General features: G+C 52.2%; 22 protein-coding genes. 12 read left to right on the top strand and 10 right to left on the bottom strand.

Annotation, left to right across the window (positions count from 1 at the left end; all coding sequences use genetic code 11):
- Positions 1–200: 200 nt before the first annotated feature.
- Entirely contained in the window at positions 201–1,385 is a 1,185-nt protein-coding gene (locus DOLE_RS02725; RefSeq protein ID WP_012173966.1) for a LysM peptidoglycan-binding domain-containing protein, read from the top strand.
- Between the two features lie 90 nt (positions 1,386–1,475).
- Here DOLE_RS02725 and DOLE_RS02720 read toward each other — a convergent pair whose 3' ends face one another.
- Entirely contained in the window at positions 1,476–3,293 is a 1,818-nt protein-coding gene (locus DOLE_RS02720) for a GspE/PulE family protein (protein WP_012173965.1), read from the bottom strand.
- 138 nt (positions 3,294–3,431) lie between these two features.
- On the opposite strand from DOLE_RS02720, the gene DOLE_RS02715 reads away from it, so the two are divergent.
- From DOLE_RS02715 to DOLE_RS02665, 11 genes are all read left to right on the top strand, one after another.
- Positions 3,432–4,397, top strand: a complete 966-nt coding sequence (locus DOLE_RS02715; protein WP_012173964.1) for a glycosyltransferase family 2 protein — start codon at positions 3,432–3,434, stop codon at positions 4,395–4,397.
- Between the two features lie 2 nt (positions 4,398–4,399).
- Positions 4,400–5,116 (top strand): glycosyltransferase family 2 protein, encoded by a 717-nt coding sequence (locus tag DOLE_RS02710; protein WP_012173963.1) that lies wholly within the window; start codon positions 4,400–4,402, stop codon positions 5,114–5,116.
- 234 nt (positions 5,117–5,350) lie between these two features.
- Positions 5,351–5,902 (top strand): winged helix-turn-helix domain-containing protein, encoded by a 552-nt coding sequence (locus tag DOLE_RS02705; protein ID WP_012173962.1) that lies wholly within the window; start codon positions 5,351–5,353, stop codon positions 5,900–5,902.
- Positions 5,903–5,909: 7 nt separating this feature from the next.
- Positions 5,910–7,259, top strand: a complete 1,350-nt coding sequence (locus DOLE_RS02700; RefSeq protein ID WP_012173961.1) for a flippase — start codon at positions 5,910–5,912, stop codon at positions 7,257–7,259.
- Positions 7,260–7,357: 98 nt separating this feature from the next.
- On the top strand, positions 7,358–8,263 hold the full coding sequence (locus tag DOLE_RS02695; RefSeq protein ID WP_041280315.1) for a methyltransferase domain-containing protein: 906 nt from the start codon (positions 7,358–7,360) through the stop codon (positions 8,261–8,263).
- 1 nt (position 8,264) lies between these two features.
- Positions 8,265–8,480: a hypothetical protein gene (locus DOLE_RS02690; RefSeq protein WP_041280314.1), complete on the top strand. Its 216-nt coding sequence runs from the start codon at positions 8,265–8,267 to the stop codon at positions 8,478–8,480.
- Positions 8,477–9,127: a hypothetical protein gene (locus DOLE_RS02685; protein WP_012173959.1), complete on the top strand. Its 651-nt coding sequence runs from the start codon at positions 8,477–8,479 to the stop codon at positions 9,125–9,127. The genes DOLE_RS02690 and DOLE_RS02685 overlap by 4 nt, the downstream gene beginning before the upstream one ends.
- Before the next feature lies 1 nt (position 9,128).
- Entirely contained in the window at positions 9,129–9,881 is a 753-nt protein-coding gene (locus DOLE_RS02680) for a hypothetical protein (RefSeq protein ID WP_012173958.1), read from the top strand.
- A gap of 21 nt (positions 9,882–9,902) precedes the next feature.
- A complete protein-coding gene (locus DOLE_RS17830) occupies positions 9,903–11,009 on the top strand; it encodes a glycosyltransferase family 4 protein (RefSeq protein ID WP_012173957.1) in 1,107 nt (368 codons plus the stop codon).
- A gap of 39 nt (positions 11,010–11,048) precedes the next feature.
- A complete protein-coding gene (locus DOLE_RS02670; protein WP_012173956.1) occupies positions 11,049–11,786 on the top strand; it encodes an FkbM family methyltransferase in 738 nt (245 codons plus the stop codon).
- A gap of 50 nt (positions 11,787–11,836) precedes the next feature.
- A complete protein-coding gene (locus DOLE_RS02665; protein WP_012173955.1) occupies positions 11,837–12,730 on the top strand; it encodes a glycosyltransferase family 2 protein in 894 nt (297 codons plus the stop codon).
- A 22-nt stretch (positions 12,731–12,752) separates the two neighbouring features.
- On the opposite strand, the gene DOLE_RS02660 is transcribed toward DOLE_RS02665, so the two are convergent.
- From DOLE_RS02660 to DOLE_RS18655, 9 genes are all read right to left on the bottom strand, one after another.
- Complete coding sequence (locus tag DOLE_RS02660; RefSeq protein ID WP_012173954.1) at positions 12,753–13,610, bottom strand: glycosyltransferase family 2 protein; 858 nt, start codon at positions 13,608–13,610, stop codon at positions 12,753–12,755.
- 33 nt (positions 13,611–13,643) lie between these two features.
- Positions 13,644–14,672 carry a glycosyltransferase family 2 protein gene (locus DOLE_RS02655; RefSeq protein ID WP_153304339.1) on the bottom strand — a complete coding sequence of 343 codons (1,029 nt, stop codon included), beginning with the start codon at positions 14,670–14,672 and terminating at the stop codon, positions 13,644–13,646.
- A 34-nt stretch (positions 14,673–14,706) separates the two neighbouring features.
- A complete protein-coding gene (locus tag DOLE_RS02650; protein WP_012173952.1) occupies positions 14,707–15,624 on the bottom strand; it encodes an NAD-dependent epimerase/dehydratase family protein in 918 nt (305 codons plus the stop codon).
- Positions 15,621–16,757, bottom strand: coding sequence for a glycosyltransferase family 4 protein (locus DOLE_RS02645; RefSeq protein ID WP_012173951.1), 1,137 nt, complete (start codon positions 16,755–16,757; stop codon positions 15,621–15,623). Before DOLE_RS02645 ends, DOLE_RS02650 begins: the two co-directional genes overlap by 4 nt.
- Positions 16,758–16,766: 9 nt before the next feature.
- Positions 16,767–17,495 (bottom strand): nucleotidyltransferase family protein, encoded by a 729-nt coding sequence (locus DOLE_RS02640; RefSeq protein WP_012173950.1) that lies wholly within the window; start codon positions 17,493–17,495, stop codon positions 16,767–16,769.
- Positions 17,492–18,547, bottom strand: coding sequence for an NAD-dependent epimerase/dehydratase family protein (locus tag DOLE_RS02635; RefSeq protein ID WP_012173949.1), 1,056 nt, complete (start codon positions 18,545–18,547; stop codon positions 17,492–17,494). Before DOLE_RS02635 ends, DOLE_RS02640 begins: the two co-directional genes overlap by 4 nt.
- Before the next feature lie 77 nt (positions 18,548–18,624).
- Entirely contained in the window at positions 18,625–19,797 is a 1,173-nt protein-coding gene (locus tag DOLE_RS02630) for a vitamin K epoxide reductase/DsbA family protein (RefSeq protein ID WP_012173948.1), read from the bottom strand.
- A 20-nt stretch (positions 19,798–19,817) separates the two neighbouring features.
- Positions 19,818–21,545: an ArnT family glycosyltransferase gene (locus DOLE_RS02625; protein ID WP_083766504.1), complete on the bottom strand. Its 1,728-nt coding sequence runs from the start codon at positions 21,543–21,545 to the stop codon at positions 19,818–19,820.
- A 288-nt stretch (positions 21,546–21,833) separates the two neighbouring features.
- Positions 21,834–22,289, bottom strand: coding sequence for a prepilin-type N-terminal cleavage/methylation domain-containing protein (locus DOLE_RS18655; RefSeq protein WP_012173946.1), 456 nt, complete (start codon positions 22,287–22,289; stop codon positions 21,834–21,836).
- Positions 22,290–22,679: the final 390 nt, after the last annotated feature.

Genomic DNA, 22,679 nt, shown 5'->3' with positions numbered 1-22,679 from the left:
CCAACCTGCCAGAAAAACTAAAAACTTGACAATTGCGGGCCACAAAATGTAGGTTATAGGCATTAGCAGCGCCATAAAAATTATTAACCGTTCTACACACCACAGACAGGTGAATTATGCCAGATCAAAAACCCCTCTTTTCATTCATCGTTCTGTTTCTTGTGGGCCTGTTTTTCACTGCGACCCTATACGGTGCAGCAATGGCTGAGAATGAGCCGGCAGCCCCATCGGCCGGCGATGCCGCCGCCGTGGCACCGGGTGAGCCCACTGTTCAGGGCACGGGAACCGACCCCTTACCACCGGCTGAGGACACTTCGGTTTTTCAGGAAACGACAACCGGCACTCAGCTTGCTGTAGAAGATGAGCAGGCGGATCAACCGGAAGGCGGGGACTTTGCACCCGGGTTTTACTACACTGTCCGGCCGGGGGACACCCTGTGGGATCTTTCCAGAAAATTTTACGATTCCGAATGGGTGTGGCCTGCCATGTGGGGACAGAACAAGGATCTGACCAACCCTCACCTCATCTATCCCGGTCAGAAGATTCGGCTCTATCAGAAAACCGATGTGCCGGACTACCGGGACAAAATGGTGCCGCCACCGCCGCCGGAAGAGGAAGTGGCGGTGGCTCAGTTTATGCCAGAGGAGCAGGCCGCACCAGAGCCTCCGGTGGAAAAGCAAGTATACTTCGAATTTGCGCCCATCGACTCCGTGGGATTTATTCAGCGGCTGGAAAAAACGGTGCTGTCGCGCAACCCTTTGGATCCCTACAAGCTGGGAAAAATTTTCAAGGTGGAAGGGTATGACCGAAAACTACTGAGTCAGGGCGACACCATCTATATTCAACAGACCGGTGACACATCCTTTATCAGTGGCAACACCTACCGGATCTACAAACCGATCACACCCGTGGATGATCCTACCACGGGTAAATATGTCGGGCACCAATACAATATTGCCGGAATTGCGGAAATCACCGCTGTTACCCCAGACTTCGCCGTGGCCAATATTCACAGGTCCTTTCAGGAAATCACCGTCGGCGACCTGATCATGCCTTTTGAACAACGGGCCCCGAAAATCCCCCTGACAGAGAGTCCGGAAGGACTGACCGGCACCATCGTCGGTGTTAATTCACCGGCAAAAATTTTTGGTGAACACGCCGTTGTCTTTATCAACCGGGGCAAAAAAGACGGAATATACACCGGACAGCGCTATGAGGTTTATTATCAGGAAAACGAACAGGTAGGTGGGAAAAAAGTGGCCATGCCTCCCATCGTATACGGCAGGCTGCTGGTGCTGCTGACCCTTGATACCACAGCAACGGTGGTGGTCACCAATTCCGACGACATGATTGAAGCGGGGGCGACTTTTAGAAGTCCTTTATAAGTCAAACTCTGTTTTTCAAGCGGGAACAGGTTGGCACTGTTCCCGCTTTTTTTGTGTCCAGTTACAGCACCCGATGTCGGCGGTGGTGTATTATTCCCAGGTGACCCGCAGCACCTCCTGATAGGTAGTTTCACCCCGCAGCATCTTTTTCACCGCCGCTTCTCGCAGGGTCATCATACCCTCTTCCCTGCTTTTGGCCTGAATCTTTGCCATATCGGTCTGGGGAAGGGTCAACGCCCGAATGGCTTCCGTGTATGGCAGCAGCTCAAAAATGCCGGTCCGGCCTTTGTAGCCGGTGCCTCTGCACTTGGTGCATCCCTTACCCTTGTACAACTTCAGCTTCCCCCGTTTCCCCGTCTGAATGCCCATGGTCTCAAACTCAGCGGCATCTATTTCAATGGGTTCCCGGCAGTAAGGACAGATCCGTCTCACCAGGCGCTGTGACACGACGCCCACCAGTGTGGCCTGCACCAGGAAGTTGGGGACCCCGATATCCAGCAGTCGGATGATAGAAGAAGGAGCGTCGTTGGTGTGCAGGGTGGAGAGCACCAGATGGCCGGTCAGCGAGGCCTGAATGGCATTCTGGGCGGTTTCCAGGTCCCGCATTTCACCGATCATGATGATGTCCGGGTCCTGACGAAGAATATTTCTCAGAATTGATCCAAACGTGATGCCCACCGTCGGCTGAACCGAAATCTGATTGAAGTCCTCATGCACCATTTCAATGGGATCTTCCACGGTGGTGATATTGACGTCCGGAGTAGAGAGATACCGCAGCGTGGAGTAAAGGGTGGTGGACTTGCCGCTGCCCGTGGGACCGCACACCAGGATGATGCCGTTGGGCCGGTTGGCCATCTGCTGGTAAATATTCATCTCCTCGGCGGAAAAACCCAGGCCCTCCAGCGGCTGAAACAGGATGTCCGGGTCCATGATCCGCATGACCACTTTTTCTCCAAATGCCACGGGAATCGTGGAGACCCGAACCTCCGCCTCACTGCCCCCTTTGTCGGTTTTGATGCGACCGTCCTGGGGCCGCCGCTTTTCAGCCATGTCCATGCGCGCCAGGTTTTTGATACGACTCACCAGGGCGTAGTGAACTTTCTTGGGTATCTTGTAAATGGTGTGCAGCACACCGTCGATACGCATTCTCACCATGGTGATGTCCCGCTTGGGCTCAATATGAATATCACTGGCATGCTGATCCAGTGCGTAAGAAAACAGGTGGTTGACCGCGTTGACGATGTGGCTGTCATTTAAAGGAAGCTCACCCTCACCGGCCAGGCGCACATACTGTTCCAGGTTGCCCAGGTCCACGGTGGGGGCCGCGAACTGCGTCTCAGCGGCGGCAATGGATTTTTTAAAACCAAAAAACTCGTTAATGGTACGAATGATGTCCGACTTGGTGCTGACCACCGGCACCACCCTGCGGTGTACCACCCGGGCAATATCATCCATTACCGTGGTGTTGAACGGGTTGGGGGTGGCCACAATCAACTCACCGTTTTCAACGGCAATGGGCAAAGAGAGATAGTTCATGGCAAAGGAACGGGGAATCGTGTTGGTGACCAACTCCAGGTCCAGCTTCAGGGGGTCTATTTTTTTAAACGGAACGTCCCACTCCTCGGCCAGAGCCTGGAACACCGCATCCTCATCCAGTTCCCCCACCTCGGTGTCGGCCCTGGAAAGCCCCATGGACACCATCACATCCACGATGGTGATGGGATTGTTGATCCTTATGCCCGGCGGAGCAGCGGCCAGCCTGGCACTCTGGGCCTTTTCCAGTTTTGACTTCACCCCGCCATACCGTTTGAGCAGGTCTTCGGCGGTTTCCTTTGAGATCATCTTTCTGGCAACCAGGATCTGGCATACTTTTCTGGGGGCAAACAGTTTTTCAAAATCGTCGATCATCGTTCTCACCGTTTCCGCGGACTGTTTGAAAACAAAAGCCTTGAAAAAAACACGGCGTGTCTATACATTAGTTAGCATATCGTATTAAAATTTCAAGAAGATTGCAAATACCGGCCGGACACGACAAAGGCACCTGCCATGTATCAGAACAAAAGCGTTTGCGTGGTGATTCCCGCGCATAACGAAACCACCCAGATTCTTCGGGTGCTTTCCACCCTGCCGGAGTGGGTGGACCACATTGTTGTGGTGGATGACGCCAGCACCGATGCAACAGCCGACGTCGTAACCGGTCAGGCAAAAAAAGACGGGCGGGTGGTGCTGCTGCGCCACGACGTTAACCAGGGATGCGGCGGGGCATTGGTGTCCGGCTATCGGTGGGCCATTGAGCACCATATCGACATCGCGGTGCGAATGGACGGGGACGGCCAGATGGACCCGGCCGACCTGCCGGCCCTGGTGGAACCGGTGGCCAGCGGGGCGGTGGATTACACAAAGGGCAACCGTTTTTTTTCCGGTAATGCTTACCGGCATATGCCCAAAATCCGGTATTTCGGCACCGCCTTTCTTTCTCTTTTAACCAAGATCGTTTCCGGCTACTGGCACATATCGGACTTTCAGTCCGGTTATACCGCCATCAGCAACAAGGCCCTTAACACCATTGACTGGGACCGGATGTACAAACAATACGGCCAGCCCAACGACCTGATGATCCTTTTGAATGTGGACAACTTCAGAGTGGCGGACGTGCCGGTGGAACCTGTTTACAATGTGGGGGAAAAGTCGGGCATCCGTATCAAAAAGGTTGTTTTTACCATCAGCTGGCTGCTGTTCAAGCGGTTTTTCTGGCGTATGAAAGAAAAATACATTATCAAGGATTTCCACCCACTGGTCTTTTTCTACCTGCTGGGCATGGGCTTTGGCGCACTGACTGCGGGACTTTTTGCCCGGCTTTTTTACATATGGTACATCTCCGGTTATATCCCCCCCATCAACGCGCTGGCCGCCATGTTCTCTTTCATGTCGGCCAGCCAGTTTATCCTTTTTGCCATGTGGTTCGACATGGAAGCCAACAAAGACCTGAAAAGCGAGTCGATTAAGAGGTAAAGATGACTTCCGGCCGGACCTGCTCCCCTGACCTTCTATTGAGTATCATCATCCCCGTCTATAACGAGGAGGAAACCGTTCAGGAGGTGGTTGAGCGGGTCCTGGACGTGCCCTACCGGAAGGAGGTAATCATCGTTGATGACGGCTCCACCGACCGCACCCGGCAAATCCTTTCCGGCCTTGACGCGCCGGAAATCAAGCGGGTGTTTCATGAAAAAAACTGTGGTAAGGGCCGGGCCATTGGAACCGGGCTTGCGCATGCCACCGGGGACATTCTCCTGATTCAGGACGCGGATCTGGAGTATAACCCTGCAGAATATCCCGTGCTGCTGCAACCCATATTTGAGGGCCGGGCCGACGTGGTGTACGGATCCCGGTTTGCCGGTTCCGGCACCCACCGGGTGCTCTATTTCTGGCACTACATGGGCAACCGGTTTCTCACGCTGCTGTCCAACATGTTCACTGACCTGAACCTGACCGACATGGAAACCTGCTACAAGGTTTTCACCAAAAAGGCGCTGGAGGGCATCACCATTGAAGAACCCCGGTTCGGGTTTGAGCCTGAGATTACCGCCAAGATCGCCAAAAAGCACCTCCGCATCTACGAAGTCCCCGTCTCCTATTACGGCCGGACATACCAGGAGGGCAAAAAAATCGGATGGCGCGACGGGGTCCGGGCGATCTGGGTAATTGTCAAATATAATCTGTTCCGATTCTGACCCTGTTTCCGCGTACCCCCTCCCAATAAACAACAGCACCCTTTATACCCTCATATCCACCACCTCCACTGTCACTCTGGCGAATGCAGGTGGCCAGTCAATTCTATCGATTCCGGGTGTAACATCCCGGTAGCGGAACCGAATGGTTACCCTCCTCAGAAAAAAGCCTTGACAAATGTTCGGAAAATACCGCATATTTTATGAACAGAAAAACTACTCATAAAAAGATCGAGAATGGACACACTTTTTTCAGGGCTCATCTCATCAAAAACCCGTATCCGGCTTCTGGTGCGGTTTTTCTTCAATCCAGAGGCCCGGTCCTACCTGCGCGAACTGGCCAAGGAACTGGATGTTTCCACCAACGCCGTGCGGGAAGAACTGAACCAGCTCAGGAAAACCGGCCTGCTGACCTCTGAGAAGAACGGCCGCAGTGTCATTTACGCGGCCAACACAAAACACCCGCTTTTCCCTGAGCTCAAATCCATGGTCGGAAAATTTCTCGGGCTGGACCAGCTTATTGAAAGCATCCTGACACGACTGGGAGACCTTGAAAAAGCCTATATCATTGATGATTATGCCGAAGGAAAAGACACCGGCATTATCGACCTCATCCTGGTGGGCAATATTGACCCCTATCACCTGAACGACTTGAGCAGAAAAACCGAACGTTACATCAAACGAAAAATTCGCACCCTTGTATTAACAATAGAAGAGTTCAAATCCTTTGAGCCCACGCTGGTAACCCGGCCGAATCTTCTGGTCTGGACAAGGCAAAAACAGAGGTAGCAGCCGCTTGAAAATTCAAAGCCCATTAAGCTATCTGCCTTACGGACTGCGCGGCAGAATTGAGCAGAGCCCGGACTTGATGCGGATACTGAACAATATCAGCTGGCTGTTCTTTGATAAATTTCTGCGAATGGGCGTGGGGCTGATCGTAAGTATCTGGGTAGCCCGATATCTGGGCCCCGAACAGTTCGGGCTCATGAGCTATGCCGTGGCCTTTGTCGCCCTGTTTTCCGTTATCGCCGGCCTGGGTTTTAATGGTATAGCCGTGCGGGATCTGGTGCAGAACCCTTCCGAGACCAATACCACCATGGGAACGGCCTTTGCGCTGCAGGCACTTGGCGGCCTGTTCGCCTTTGGTCTGACGATGCTGACTATTGGCTTTGTAAAACCGGACGACGGAATGGCAAAGCTTGCGGTGTCCATTCTGGCTTTTTTAATGGTGTTCAATGCTACCGACGTGGTGCGTTACTGGTTTGAATCTCAGGTTCAATCCAAGTATGTTGTCTGGACCGAAAGCGGCGTTTTTCTTTTTGTCTCAGCGGTAAAAATCGGCCTTATTCTCGCCAAGGCGCCCCTGATCGCCTTTATATGGGTCTTGTTCGCCCAGGGCCTGGTGATTGCGACCGGCCTGATAGTCATATATTCATGGCGCGGCGGTGATATAAAAGCCTGGCGGCCGAGGCTCTATCGCGCCAAGACCCTTTTAAGCGACAGTTGGCCATTAATTCTCGCGGGAATAGCGTACCTGATTTATATGCGTATTGATCAGATCATGCTGGGACAGATGGTCGGAAACGAGGCCGTCGGCCTTTACACGGCCGCTGTTCAAATCAGTGAGGTCTGGTATTTTATTCCCATGACCATTACCGCATCGGTTTTCCCATTTATTATCCAAGCGAAAAAAAAGAGTGAAGACCTGTATACCCAGTCTTTACAAAAACTATTTGATTTAATGGTGGCGCTGGCATGTATCGTAGCGCTTCCGATAACATTATTTGCGGACTGGATCGTGACCTCTCTGTTTGGTTTAGCCTACCACCTGGCCGGCACTGCCCTCTCCATACATATCTGGGCCGGTATCTTCTTCTTCTTGCAGGCTGCCGGTGGAAAGTGGTTTCTCATCGAAGGGCTTCAAAAACATTCTTTTTACAGAACGCTATCAGGCGCGGTTTTAAACGTCGGCCTAAACATGGTTTTAATCCCGACAATGGGAATTGTTGGCGCTGCCTGGGCCACCATAGCGTCACTGGCCTGTGCAAGCGTCTTTTTCAATGCCTTGCATAAAAGAACAAGGCCCTTGTTTCGCATGCAGTGCCAGAGCTTTTTTTTTATCAACCGGCTGTTAAAGCAAAAATAAGGGCCTGCCTGGAACAGCGGTCCTGGTATCCTTGCAAGTGGGCCTGTCATACGAAAATTTATACCACCGTAATAATATTCATATGAGGACATATCATCATGCCTGACCGCCCAAACATGCCCAGACGCGCCAGACAGCATCTCGTTTCCTTATATAAAAACTTTTTTTTAAGCCGGAAACAATGGAATGTCATACTGGACAAAGAAATAAGATCGATCGAAAAGGTTCATTCCCCTCTGTATGAAAACACCTGCCTTCATACAGCCGTTGTTTTTGATTGTTCCACGGCCAGCTACCGACAATGGCTAACCAGGGCGAAAAGCAGTTTCCTGAATGTCCGTTATCCGCACAAAAAGGCCTTGGAGTTTTTCTTTTCAGCTATGCTGCTGAATATTCAAAAAGATGATATTGTTCTTGATGCGGCCGGAGGTCGCTCTGAGTATTTATCCAATATTCGCAATGTGGTCGGTTGCCGGAACCTTTATGTGAATGATCAAATCTATTCTACCGGCAATGTAAAGCGCGGGGGAGTGAACTTCGTGGGAGGTGATGTTACGGCAATCGGGCTTCCTGATGGGGCAGTGACAAAAATCGCCTGTCATCATGCCGTGGAGCACTTCCGCGGTGATAAGGACGCCCGGTTTGTCCTTGAAATATCGCGGCTGCTCAAAACCGGCGGCCGAGCCTGTATTCTTCCTCTTTTTATTGCAGACCGCTATGCGGAGGTCTGGAACATAAAACCCGAAAGCTGTTATGACCAGCGGGCGATGTGTATAGAAGACCCGTCTTCGTCACTTCCCGGGGGAAAGGATGATGGCCATTTCGCACGAATCTATGACAGCAGGGCGCTTTCGGAAAGAGTTCTGGCAACGGCGGACAGTGCCTCATTGCGAGCCACCATCATGGAATGTACTCTGGACGGACAGGCTGTTCCAGATATGTCTCTCAACTTCGGCTCCCGTATAAACCGCCCATTGCGGGCTCTGGTATTGGAAAAGGTATAATATGGGTGAAAAAACGCAAGACCTGTCACGAATCACACTGCCCGGTGCAACCATAAATGTGGAATTGAATCATCCCGTTTGTGAAGGGGAATCTTCCGTCGTGCATATTCAAACGGAAAGCGCCCGGTTTGAGTGCTCCCTTGAGGATTTTTTCTCTCTGGCCAGCGCCATTCTTGTGGCGGAAAAAAACTTAAAATCCATTAAGGAGTTGGTGTGAATCTGATCCCCGCCAGCCACATCCTGACTTTCTGTTCCGCCATGGTGGACTCAGGACCTCCATTCCGTCTTCTTCGCAATATTGACAACGAGCTTCCGGACCGTCTTTCAAGCGGCAAGGATATCGACATTTTGGTCCGATGGCAGGACAGCGAAAAACTTGAAAAATGGATGCCACAGGCCGGCTTTCACAGGACGCCACATCCTTTTCAAAATGAAAAATTCCTGTATGGCGTCCACCCGTTCCGGTTTTACAGAAACAACAACGCGCCTTTTATTATTGATTGTCACTTCGAACTGGCCTGCCGCAGTCTTAACAAAGGCGAATGGATTCCACTGGATCAAACCATTCAATCGCAAGCCTGGACATCCTGTGGCTATCATTTGGTCGACGGCCTGCACATTCCCGGATTGAATCCTGTCTGCGAGTGGATCCATTTGCTGACACGCTGTGTTTTTGACAAACGCCGGTTTGAGAAAGGATATATTCGCCGAATCGATCACCTGATGGCACGGCTGAATGAAACCGAAATGCTTGAAATAAGCCGACTGGTTTTTTTTAAATTTTCCATGTCCCTTCTGGCCTTGTTGCAGACGGGCCGATATACGGAAATTATTAGAGAACATCTGCATTTTACGGACTATTGACATGAGCAACCCCGCCGTTATCACTCTGGCAGAACTGCAGGGCGGCCTCGCCGGTCTTGACAGGCTGCAAATTGAAGACAATATCGGCGAAGCGATCCATCTGCATATCGGGCCGGTACGCCTTGATTTTACTATAACTGACTTTCTTGACCTCGCCGAGGGCATGAAAAAAGCCCTTGATGCCACCGGCCGTTTCTCTCCCTACACGGCGGAACAGTTTGATCCCATGTTTTTACTGACCTGTGGATCGCTTCTGGCACACCTTGAAGGTATCGATATTGAAGAGCGCTATATCGACGATTTGCGTTGCATCGTATATCGCTCCCGACGCCTAGGTATTTACACCGTGAAGCCGGTCAAGCAAACACCCGCATATCGTTTTCTTGCCACCGGGGATGAAAAATTCCTCTGTTATGAACAAAAGAGCTATCTCGGCATGAACAACAAAGAGCGACTGGTGCAAGTAGTGGCGAATATTGAAAACTTCGGGTATCCTCGTGAAGGCAGGCATATCATTCTTTTTAAAGGACAGAGCATTGTCCGTGACGGGCAGCACCGCCTGGCCGCCCTTCGCCACCGGTACGGCAACATGAAAATCCCTGTCATGGTGTTCCGATTTTCCCCAAAAGCGACAACTCATTTGAAACCATGGCAACCTTATATAGGCATTGTATTCCGCCTCGGAAGGATATGTGGGTCCCGGATGAATAACCGACTCAAAAAAATCAACAAATTTTTTAAATCACCTCCTTGAATAATCTGCGCGGAATTTTTGATGAACATACTATATGATTACCATATCTTTCATGCTCAGCGGCATGGTGGTATTTCAAGATATTTTTATGAACTTGCAAAACACCTGTCAGCCAGGGAAGATTGCAGCATCGAAATTTTTGCGCCATTACATATAAATGAATATCTGGACCTGACTTCTGATATCCGCCTCCGGGGGATAAAAATTAAAAACTATCCTTTTTCAGGATATATTAGAAGAAGCATAAACAATGCCTTAACCCGAATATTGATAACCCGTAGAAGCGACCTAGATATTTTCCATGAAACCTTTTATTCCGGAACAGATCATCGCCCACATTCGGCAAAAGGCCTGATAACCGTTCATGACATGATTCATGAAAAATTTGCTGAATATTTTCCGGGCCGGGATATCACCACAAAAATCAAGGCCGCTGCGGTTAACCGTGCCGACCATGTCATATGTGTTTCTGAGAATACGCGCCGGGATCTGATAGAACTGCTGCGTGTGCCGGAAGAAAAAACTTCTGTGGTGTATCATGGCTATTCTCTCTCCGGCGCGACCCCTGCTGTTTATCCCATAACGGGCCGGAAACCCTTCATTCTATATGTCGGTCACCGGGACGGGTACAAAAATTATCAATTATTACTGCGTGCGTATGCCTCTTCAAAATCGTTGAGAAACGAAGTCCCGATCATATGCTTCGGCGGTGGTGAAATAACCGCCCATGAGAAGGATTTAATGGCACTCCTTAATCTCCCGCCGGACTGCGTTCAGTATATGGAAGGGAACGATTCCGTTCTGGCGGGTTTGTATGCATCTGCCAGCGTCTTTGTCTACCCATCCCTTTACGAAGGATTCGGTATCCCACCGCTGGAAGCGATGGCCCTGGGCTGTCCGGTAGTATGTTCCAATACAGGATCCATACCGGAGGTGGTTGGGAATTCAGCGCGGCTCTTTGACCCGGAAAGCGAATCGGATCTGCGGTCTGCCATGGAAGAAGTGGTTTTCTCTCCTGAACATGCCGAACGTCTGAAGGCAAAGGGCTTTGATCGTATAAAGATGTTTTCATGGGAAAAATGTGCTCAAGACACCCTTGCTGTTTACAAAAAAGTCTCAGGCAACTAATAACAATTATAAACACGCAAAAACACCCGGGACAGTTCTATGAACTCAATCATTTTAAGAACCGTCAACATGGTCAATCGCATTCTGAAACCTGTCGGTGCAAAAATTATCAGCCGCCAGGCTGATGACTTTAACATAAATTCAGCGATAGAACGCATACATGACCATGGTATCAGGATTGACAGCGTTGTCGATATCGGCGGATCAAACGGCACCTGGAGCCTCAAGGCAATGAAGGTCTTCCCCGCCGCCTCGTTTGTCGCCATAGAGCCGCTCGTGGAAAGAAAAGAAGAACTTCTCAGGCTCGTCCGTCGATTTCCGAAATTCTCTTTCGAACTGTGCGCGGCCGGAGAGACCGACGGGGATACGGCAACGCTTACCATCGCCCAGGATCTGGACGGCAGTACGATCAACGGGCATGGCGGCGAAACGAGGCGAGTGCCGGTAAGAACAATTGATGCGATTGTTGCAAAACATAATCTGAGCGGCTCTTTTCTGTTGAAATTTGATACTCATGGCTACGAGCTGCCCATTTTAAAGGGCGCAAAACAGACCCTTGAAAAAACCTCCGTCATCATCATGGAAGTCTATAATTTTCAAATTTCCCAAAACGCCCTGCGATTCCACAAAATGTGCGCTCACATGGAAAACCTGGGCTTTCGCTGCTACGACATGGCCGATCCCATGCTCAGGGACCACGACAAGGCGCTGTGGCAGATGGACCTGTTTTTCTGCAGGAAAGATGAAAAAATTTTCGACCACCCGCATTATAAATAAGGGGTTCGCCTTCGGGCCGTCCCTATTAACCTGAACGCATGGTGCACAGGATGCAATGGCCTAAAATCAGCATCGTCACCCCCTCCTTCAACCAGGGCCGCTACCTTGAGGCAACCATTGATTCGGTGCTCTCCCAAGGCTACCCCAACCTTGAATATATTATTATCGACGGGGGCTCCACCGACAATTCTCTGGAGATCATCAAAAAGTATGCCGCCTATCTTCACTTCTGGTCCAGCAAACCCGATGAAGGGCATTATTTTGCGGTCAACAAAGGCTTTACAAAAGCCGGCGGCGATGTTTTTGCCTGGTTGAATAGTGACGATATGTATTGCAGGGATGCCTTAAAAACAGTAGGCACCATTTTCGCGGATTTCCCGGATGTAGCGTGGCTGACCACCTTGAGGCAAACAGTTTTCAACAGCCGGGGGCAACGCATCTCGACAAAACAGATGCCCGGTTTCTCCAGGCAGGCCTTTCTGGATGGGCTTTACGTTACAAAGCCATTTTCCGGCCTGGGGTTTATTCAGCAGGAGTCCACATTCTGGAGACATGAATTATGGGAAAAGGTCGGTGGCGTCCGGACAGCGTTCTCTCTGGCCGGCGACTTTGACCTGTGGGCGAGATTCTTTTCTCATGCCGATCTTTACGGCGTGGATCACCCTCTGGCCGGCTTCCGCGTTCACGAAAACAACCGAAGCCGCGGCACAGACACTTATATTCGTGAGGCCGGACAATCCCTTGAAGAGATGCGGCACCGGTTCAACTGGCCTCGCGGCAACGGCATTGCTTCCTTCTGGCAGGGTCTGAAACAGGCGCCTCCGATCCGCCGTCTGTCAAACGCCTTCCACATACCCTGGAAAAATAAATACAGCGCCGCTGTTATCTCGAAAGCAGAAACGAACATGGAGGGCCGATGGCAAATAAAGACCGTCTATTTTTAACCGTTCCGCCCGACTCAAGCGACTACCCTTTTTCATCCTTCTTAACGGTTCCTGAGCGCCCCTTTGCAGGCACCAACCGTACCTTGAGAAAAAAATGATATATTGCGGTGGCTGTCTTTTGCAGCCCCAGCACGGCTAAAATTTTCAATAAACCGGTGCGCGCAAGCATTAACATGTGGGTCCGGGAAGGAAAAGTTGCCTTGATCAGGTCCAGTTTATCCTTCTCAAACGCCTTATCCGCCTGCCTAGGGCTGAGGCCGCCTTCATCCGTAAAAACGGCGATCGTGTCAGGTATGTACTTAAATTGTATGCCGTCATCGACAAAGCACCGCAGGTTTAAATCATAATCCGCAAAGACCGGATACTTTAAATTATAGGAAAATTTTTTCCATACGCATCTGGGATAAAAAATACTCTGGTGGCATATGTTCCGGCAGGCCAGCTTATAGAAGGAGAATCTGCCGTCATAAATCCTGTCCGCAACAGGTCGATACACATTGCCATAGTACACCGTGGTTCCATCTTTCAACCGGGCCGCCGCTGACGTGAACCCATCGAGCAGATAGTCATCCGCACCCAAAAAATAGACCCATTCCCCTTTTGACAGGGCGACCCCTTTGTTCATGGCATCGTACAGCCCTTTGTCAGGTTCACTGATCCAGCAGGTCAGATGGGATTCGTACCGTCGGATGATATCAAGAGTGCCATCCGTGGAGCCCCCGTCTATGATGATATATTCAAAATCCCTGAATGTCTGGCTGACGACACTTTTTATGGCCCGCTCAAGGGTGTCCGCGCCATTGAGTACCACCGTGATGATACTGACCAACGGTTGTTGCGGTGTTGCGCCCCGGCCGGCGATATCGTCTGCTTTTTCCATGCCACATCCCTGTCAAGCGCATCTTGCGCCGCGTTATTTCAATATCGGCAGACCATATTTGATCAGCATGGTCAGTTTATGAGGCCAGAAGGTGTGCGTCGAATAAAAAGCCTTTAAGGAGGCTCGCCGTGTTGCCTGTATCTCGCACCTCAGGCGCATCAGCATGTGGCGGCGACGCCAGAGGGCCAATAAACAGGGCCAATAAATTTCTTTCCAGATGCGGGCGTCTTTTTTGAAGGCTGAAAGCAGCAGTCCCTCTACCGCCAGCAGCAACAAATGAAGCGGAACCAACACCTGGGCAAGGGGGGCGGGATAGCACAGCAGCATGACATACGTTTTGTTGCGCTCGCTCCGGGTGCGCCTGCGATAGGTGGTCTGCAAAGTGCGACCGACCACTTTGCCGCCGCCAAAACTCTCGCCGACCCAATGATTGAACCCGGACGCCGCAAGGGCGATGACCGGATATCCCTTGACCCGGGCGTAACAGCAGAGGTACATGTCTTCGGCAAGGCTCTCAAACCATTCCGGAAAACCGCCCAGCTCCTGCCAGAGGTGCCGGGGCAGCCAGAGACAGGCGCCGATCACCATGCCCACGTCGCGCCGGGACGGGTTCAGGTTGGGAACCGGGTTACAGAAAATGTCCAGCAGACTGCCCCGGTCGATCAGTTCACCGGTCGCCATGCTGTATTGGGGGAGGCCGAGAATGCCATACACGTTTTGCCTGACCGCAACATCATAAAGCGTGGCAAAGGCGTCCCGGTGCAACTCGGCATCATTGTTCAGCAGCAGGATAAACCGGCCCCTTGCAACAGCCGCCATGCGGTTGTTGCTGACACAAAAACCCACGTTGGTCCGGCTTTGAAGCAGTCGCACCGTCGGATATTTTTCCGCAACAATGCCGGCCGATCCGTCTGTGGATGCGTCATCATGCACGATCACCTCAAACGGATAAGGAAATGCCTGTTGAAAAACAGAATCCAGGCATGCCGCAAGCACGTTGGCGCCGTTATAGTTGGCGATACAGACCGAGCAGACGATGTCCTGATGGAAGACTTCATCCATTGGGCCACTCATCCCGTTTCCCCGCCCAGCCGGGTTACTGATGAAGCATCCATTGCCACGTTAACCGGACTCCTTCTTCCAGCGATGTTTCGGGTTTCCATCCTGTTTTTTCCATGATTTTCGAACAATCCAGTACAATCTTGCGCACGTCCACCTGCCGGGCCGTTGAATACTGGACCTTCAGGGGTCGACCACAAACCTTTTCCACGGTTTTAATTACATTATTGAGACTATGGCCTTCTCCGGAGCCGATATTGTAGGTATCGGTATGGGGGTCGGCGTTCATGACGCTTTCAATGCCTTTTATCATGTCCTCAATATAAAGAAAGTCGCGTACCGTCGAACCGTCCCCCCAGATTTTCACCTCCGTGTCCATGCGCGCATGTTCCAGAACGGTACGGATAAAGCCGAACCCCTGGCTCAGGGGCTGACCCGGCCCGTAAACATTGGCGGGCCGGAGAATGGTCACATGTTTTCCGGAATCATGCGCAAAGGCATGCAGAAACGCCTCAATGGCGATCTTTCCGGCACCGTGGTAAGAAAGCGGACAAAGCGGCTGGCTTTCGTTTACGGGAACCGTTTCGGGATTTCCATAAAGTGTGCCCCCGGATGAAACAAAAATCATCCACCGGTTTCCACAATCACGGAACATGTCCAACAGTTTCAGGGTGGGCAGGATGTTGGTGTCGGCTTCCGCCAGAGGCCGGCCGGCTGAGGAACCTGGCGTGGTGGCCGAGGCCAGATGAATAACGACATCGCATTGGGGAAGAATGCTTTCCAAAAGAGAACGGTCCGCCATGCTGCCCTGATGAAACACCGCGCCGCCCTCAAAATTTTTCACCGGGTTTCGGCCCACGACATGAACCGGCCCTCCCGTGCGGCACAGATGCCCGGCCAATGCCCGGCCGATAAACCCTCCGCCGCCCAGCAGCAGAACCGTTGGATGCTTCATGATACTTTCCCTGTCAAGTCCGCATAGGCGGCTTCGTAACGCATGGCGCAATCTTCCCAGGTGCCGATGTGCTCTTTTACCCAGATTTTTGCCGCCTCTCCCATACGCCGGTTGTTTTCCGGCACGCTCATAAAATTGATGGCCTGTCTTAAATCGTCCGGGGTGGTCACGATCCAGCCTGTTTTTTTGTGGATCACCACGTCCCGATGGGCCGCCATGTCCGAGGCAATCACCGGCAGGCCGGTGGCCATGGCCTCCAGAATCACCTGGGGCCTTCCCTCGTCGTGCCGGCTCAGGGTAACCAGGCCGGCCGCCGAAGGAAACCACTTTCTCTCCAGGTCCTCCGGATAGGTGGCACCCCCGTATGTGACCCATTCAGGGACCGGCAGGTTTTCCTGGTTTGGCCCCAGCAGGCATAATTCGTTCTCCGCATCAAACACGTCACGGCCCCACTCAAACAGGGGGCCGATCTTGTTGGCCGTCAGCCGGGACACCACCAGCCACCGGTTAATCCCCTGACCGGAAAATTGCCTTTGAATATCAAACCATCTTCGCTGAACACCAAAGGGAATGGGCCGGATTTGCGCGATATCGCCGAATTTTTCTTCAAGCGGCGCCTGCATCCAGTGGGCATTGGGCGCGATGATGGTTTTGCGCTGCCGGATCACCGTGCGCAGCAGGCTCACCATCCCCGGCAGGGTCAACAGTTTATAATCCGTGCCCAGCACCGTGATCAGCGCCGGGGTGTGGCTGCCCCACAACGGTATGGCGTTCTGCAGCCAGTTGACATGCATCACGCTGACGTGGGATTCCCTTTGATAAACTGCGCGAAGGTGTCTGAGCAGCTTCAGCGCCCAGGGGATCCCTTTTAATTTTTCACTCCTCAAAATATGGGCAATGCCGCCGGCTTCGGAAAGGGCCTCCAGAAATCGAGCTTCTTCCGGAAGCGCGGCAGTGGTCACACCGGCCGGAAGAATGCCCGGCGGCAGCCAGGTTCGAAGAGAGACCGCCGGCCGGCCGGAGAGGGCCTCCACCATGTCGGCAAGGAACCGTCCCCGCCAGTCCTGGGTGTCGCGGGGGTAAGAGGTGGCCGTCAACAGAACGGTGGTGATGTTTTCCTTTGATTGCCTCATTGGATGCCGTTATTCATCTTTCAATAGGGATTCCGCCACATCCAGATCTTCCACGGAATTGATGTTCACGTACCGGTCGCACACCGGAAACGCACGAACGGTTTTGCCGTCATCAATACTGCACTGCACCAGGTCCGGCAACTCTTTTTCCCGGCGTTCATGATGAAAAGGCGTTATATCAATATAGTCCAGAATCCGGTTATTAAAAATGCAATGGCCGGTGCCCTGAAAATCGTTAATGGGCCGAATCGGTTTTTCGATGAGCCGAAATATCCGGTTCTGCTCATCCTTTACAACAGCATAAGTTTTGCGAATCTGGTCGCAATTTTCCACTTTCACGATACCGCACACGCCGAAGGGGTTCGGATCACCTTTAAACATTCGAATCATATCACTGCACCGGTCGCTGGTCAGCACTTCATCGCCCAGGGCCAGAAAAAAATCTTCCCCTTCCAGTGCCGCTTTCGCGCACCCCATGGCATGCACCAGGCCCTTCTGCTCCTTCTGCAGCACATACCGGATACGCTTGTCCTGATAGCGAATGCCGAAGTGATTGATAATCTCCGTGGCCTTATAGCCGACCACCACCACAAGCTCGGACAGGTCTTCGGGGGCCATGCGCAAAAGCACATGCTCCAGCAGGGGCCGGCCCTTGAGCAGGGCCATGCACTTATTCCTGTTTTCGGAAAACTCGTTGATGCGGTTTCCCCTGCCCCCCGCCAGAATAAGCGCTTTCACGACAGGCTCCCTTTTGATTCAGTTGTGAAACCAAAGCATTTCCTGTTTTGCCGAATCCACTCAAGTAACGCCCTGATGCCCGGTTCAGGCTTCACCTCCGGGCGCCAGCCCAGAAGGGACCGGGCCTTTGAGACATCGCAGACAAAATACCGCAGGTCTCCATGCCGGTCCGGGCCAAACCGGATGTCCGGTTTTTCGCCGTTGAGTTTTTCCAGCAAAGCGATGCACTCAAGCAGGGATATGGCCGTGTTCGGGCCGCCGCCGATGTTGTAAATGCCCGGCACGCGCTTCTGGTAAAAAGCGTCAAAGGCGCGGCACACGTCGCCGGCAAACACAATGTCGCGAACCTGCTTGCCGGTGCCGTAAATGGTAAGGGGGCGCTTCAGCACGCTTCGAATGGCAAAGTTGGCCACCCATCCATGGTCTTCGCCACCGAACTGGCGGGGCCCGTAGATGCCGGTGAGCCGAAAGCTGGCCGCCGTCACCCCGTAGGTCTCGATATAGGTTCTCACATAAAGCTCAGCCCCGGCCTTTGACGCGTGAAGGGGGGTGAGGGTGCCCTCAAGAACGGGATGATCCTCGTCAATGGCCTCGGGCTGCCGGGCATAGCGGGCTTGACCTTCCGTCAATGTGTCGTTGATCCGGTTGCCGTAAACATGGATCGTGGCGCATGACGCCACGGGAACTTTCAACCGCCGGGCCGTCTCCAGTACATTAAATGTTCCCATCACATTAGAAGAAAGATCAAGGGCCGGATCTTCCACGCTGATGGTCATGGCAGGCTGGGCCGCAGTATGAACAATATAGTCACACCCGGCGGCGCTGTCGATCAACTGCTCCGCATCGCGGATGTCGGCCGTGACCAGGTCCACGCCCAGGCCGGCCAGAAAATCACGGTTATGATTTCTGGCTTTTCCCGTGGCAAACCCGGCCCGCTCAAGCTCATGCTTGGTCATGTTGTCATAGGAGACCACCTGGTCACCCCGGCGGGCGTAATATTCGCAGACATGGGACCCGAGAAACCCGCAGCCGCCTGTCACCAGAACATTCATGGCTTTTCTCCGATCAGTTCAACCGCCTTTTCATACCGCACCGGCGCCACGCAACAAATGGTGTGCCGCCTGACACATCACCGCCTGATTGCCTCGTTTATAATATTCGCCGGTATGGTGCCGACATAAGCGTAATCGCCGATAACATAGCAGGGTGTGGCGGTAATACCTATCCTGAGACCGTCATGAATATCCTGCCTCAGCACCCTTTCCAGACCCCTGTTTTCAAGCGCGTCAGCCAGTCCGGTCACCTCCAGCCCCAGCGGATTCAGAACGTCCTTTAATTTTATATCCGCTTTCCCCAGGGTAAACAGAAGGTCGTTGGCCTCCCAGAACTTTTCTTGCGTCTGCGCATAAAGGGCAATAAGAGACAGTTTGCCGGCACCCACATGAAACGGCTCTTTTACAAACGGGTTATACTCGTGGTCCATGGGAAAATGTCGATGGACCAGACGAAGGGTGTCGGGATGGGCATCAACCAGACGCCGAAGAAAAAAATGCATTTTTTTGCATTGAAAACACATGTAGTCGGTAAATTCAACAATCTCCAGCTTCGGGTGTTGGGCGCCGATCCAGGGGTGCCCCTCCGCGGTAACGCCTGTGCGTGTCTGGGCGGACAGGGGCGGCGGGCTCAGGTGCCAATAGTCGGGAAAAGCCAACATCATGGCCAGACCCACAACGCCGAATACAGCGGCAACCGGTATCGTTGTCTTTTTGAAATTCAGAAGGTGACGAATATCCAGGACCAGGGCACTGGCAAAAGGTTCACATCCAAACCGCTTTCGAATCATCCAGGCATAAAACAAAAGGGCCAGGTTGACGGCATAACTGAGAATGCACATGATGCAGTAGCTGCGGATCAGGTAGGATGAGATCAGGGCCAGCACCACGCTGTACACACTGAAGGCCAGGCTGATGACAAAAAGCAGGGTCCAGACCCGCTTTCTGCCGGCGGTGGGATGCCAGGCAACGCCCAGCAGAAAAAGAAAAAACCCGTATCCGAAAATACCCCATACAGGAACCGGCACGTTTAAAAATATGGAATAAGGACTCTGAGAAACCGTGTCACAGTTCAGGGACCGGGATATGGCGCAGAAACTCTGGTATCCCATATCCACATAATTACGATAATGGGAAACAGCCAGGTAGATCGAGTCACCAAAACCGATCAACGCAATGACAAAAACCGGTATGAAATACCAGCCATAGGCCAGCGGGGGGCCCTGCTTAAAAAAATTGCGCGCGCGCATGGTCCCGGTCCTTCCCCCTCTCACTGAAGCGCCAGCTCCAGCAGTAGCACATTGTTCTCTTCATACAGCACCCGGGTGTTGTTTTTAAACACGTTTAAAAAAACCGCCCGATCCTCTGTGGGCAATGTCCTCAACCAGTCAAAAAGTACCCCCCTGTCGATGATCACATGGGTGGTGTTGTACCGGGTCAGTTTGTTTATCACATCCGCTTCCGAATACCGCCCGCCGGTTTTATCATAAAAATCCTCGGCCAGGTGGAGATCTCTGTCCAGGTAGTAGGTCCGGTCACCGATGGAAAGGCACAACACCCGGGCATCGGCAGGCAGGACCTTATTGGCGTGGGCAATCACCGGATACTCCCGACGGAACCGGCTGATATAAGCTCCCCGATCCACGGCCCCGGAAAGATAATCCTGCGGCCGGATATGAGAAAACTGGCTGTAAACATAGTGTCCGTTCAAAAACAGCGCCAGCAGCACCACGGCTGTGACCGCGGCCTGCCCCGCCTTTTTTATGGCGCCGGTCTGCCGCGACGCCAAGTCTGACAGGTTGCGAATGCCAAAAACAGACAGCACCACCAGGGGAGGAATGGCCGGCCCCATATATCGAATACGAAAATCGGTCTGGAAAAGGACAAACAGTATAAACAGCAGGGCAAACAGGGCCAGTACCGTTCTATGGGTGGTAAAGGCCGGGAAGCACGGTTGCCGAGCACGAATAAACGCCGCCAGGGACAGCAGCAGCAGAAACGGATTCAACCGGCCGTCAAAATAACGGGGGTTGTCATCCTGCCCCTGAAAAAAAGCCCGAACCGGAATTGACAGTGTCTGCCAGAAAGACTCTTTATAGACATGACGCCGCATCCAGAAGGCATTTTTTGCCGGTGTCTCTTCTTTTTCAACCGTTTCTGAAAAAACCGGCTGCGCGGGCGGATTGAAAACGCTGTTATACAAAGGATAAACCGGGTTGCCCTTCCAGACCATATTGCGAATCATCCAGGGAGAAAAAAGAATCAGAGCAATCACTATAAATATCGCGGACCAGCCCAGTCCGGCAAAAGCGTTTTTGTACCGCAGCCGAAAATTTTCATGAAAAACGGCTCTGTTCTTTTCTGATGCATAAAGAATCGGGATGAGGGTTCCCAGGATCGGGAGCAGCAGCAGGCCGTTGTATTTAGTGCCCAGGGCCAGGCCGCAGGCAATACCGGCCAGGATCAGGCGACGGGGGGGAAAGCCGGCGTCATGCCATTGAATAATAAGGTAAAGCGATGCCCAGGAGAAAAAGATCAGGCCCAGGTCCACATAAACCGTTACCGACAGCTTCACGATCACCGGGAGGGTCAGAAAAAACAGAGCCCCCAGAAGACCATAATTCCGATTCAAAGTCTGCCGCAGATACCGATAGATCAGTCCGGCGCAAAACAGCGCAAACAGAAAATGGACATATTTGGCGGCAATATCGATTTTAAAATAGAGGGGCACCAGGTAAAGCAGGTCCATGTTCATGGGAAAATACGAAAAATGCATGGAGGCAATCTCATAAAGCCCTCCATGGCGCAGATACATTTTGGGTACAGCCAGGTGATGAATCAGCGCATCCCGGCTCACCGGCGGCACCGACGCCAGAATCACTATGCAACCGGTCGCCAGCAACAGCCCACCCGCCAGTAACAGTCGTGCAACCAATCGCCATGATCCGCCGGTATCAACAGCGGCGGCCGTGTCATCACATGGTGCTGAAAAAATCATCGGTTTTTCGGGCTTTCATATTGTTAAATCAAATTTTTATAATTACATTTCAAAATGTTATACCAGGGTCAGTTTTTTTACAACACAAAACAACCCCGGTAGGCGGTATGCATGGTTTTGCCACGCGAGTGGCGGTGGAGGACGGCACAATCCTCTGGCGCTTTTAAACAAATGATTCCATCGAAAAGAATCTTCTGCCTGCCTGCCGGGGCCAGCCGCAAAATAAACGAAAACAAAAAAAGGGGAGGCAAATGCCTCCCCTTTTTAAAACCTGCTCAGACCAGTGGTCTACTCCATGGTCATGCTCTTGACGTACAGGCTGTTGCCATCCCAGTAACCCCGGGGGCTGACGGTGGCGTCCATGGCGGTCTGATAATCGTCGGGGCAACGGCCGGACACATCCGTAACCTCTATGACGATATTGTCCATGTTGGTGGCGTCGACATCCCAGGTGTTACCGTTGGAAAGCTCGGTCCCCACATAGGTCTTGCCGTTGGCGTCGCTCTCAAGAGAGCCGTCGGTAACCGACACGTTGGCCGGAATGGAGAAGTAGTCAGCAATCGCCGATGCAATGGAGTTGGCATCCGATTCAGTGGCCGAACAGAAGGTCTTGTTTCTGTAGGCGATGAAGTTGGGAATGGCGATGGCGGCCAGAATACCGATGATGGCGATAACGATCATCAGCTCAATCAGGGTGAAGCCCTGGGTTCCCAGTGTGACTTTTGCTCTCATTTTTCTTAACATAACATCCTCCTTGGTTTGGTGTTGGTGATTTTGTGGTTCATTGGTTTACGTTCAGTGTACGCCTTTTTCCTTTTTTTGTCCTCCTGTTTTGTGGTAACCGTCCTCCTTTCCGCGCCTGGTGAAAAACAATATCACCGGGCGATCTGCTCCAAATCATGTGTGCAAACTAAAAAGCAAAAAGGGTGCCATTTTTTCAATAAGCACCCAGATAAAACATAATATATTGATTTTATAACATTTAAAACCTATATGATCCTTGGCTGGGGTCCTGCGGAAAAGCAAAACCACCCAAACCGGCCGCTCAGAGGTTACAAATTTTGTGCGATTTTTCACAAATTTTGTCACCACCCTCCGCGATCTGCGTCCCTGTTTTTTTCCAGCGCATCAATA

Source organism: Desulfosudis oleivorans Hxd3 (genome assembly GCF_000018405.1).
GTDB lineage: Bacteria > Desulfobacterota > Desulfobacteria > Desulfobacterales > Desulfosudaceae > Desulfosudis > Desulfosudis oleivorans.
Note: the sequence above shows the minus strand (reverse complement) of the source record. Positions and strands in the feature narration are given on the sequence as shown.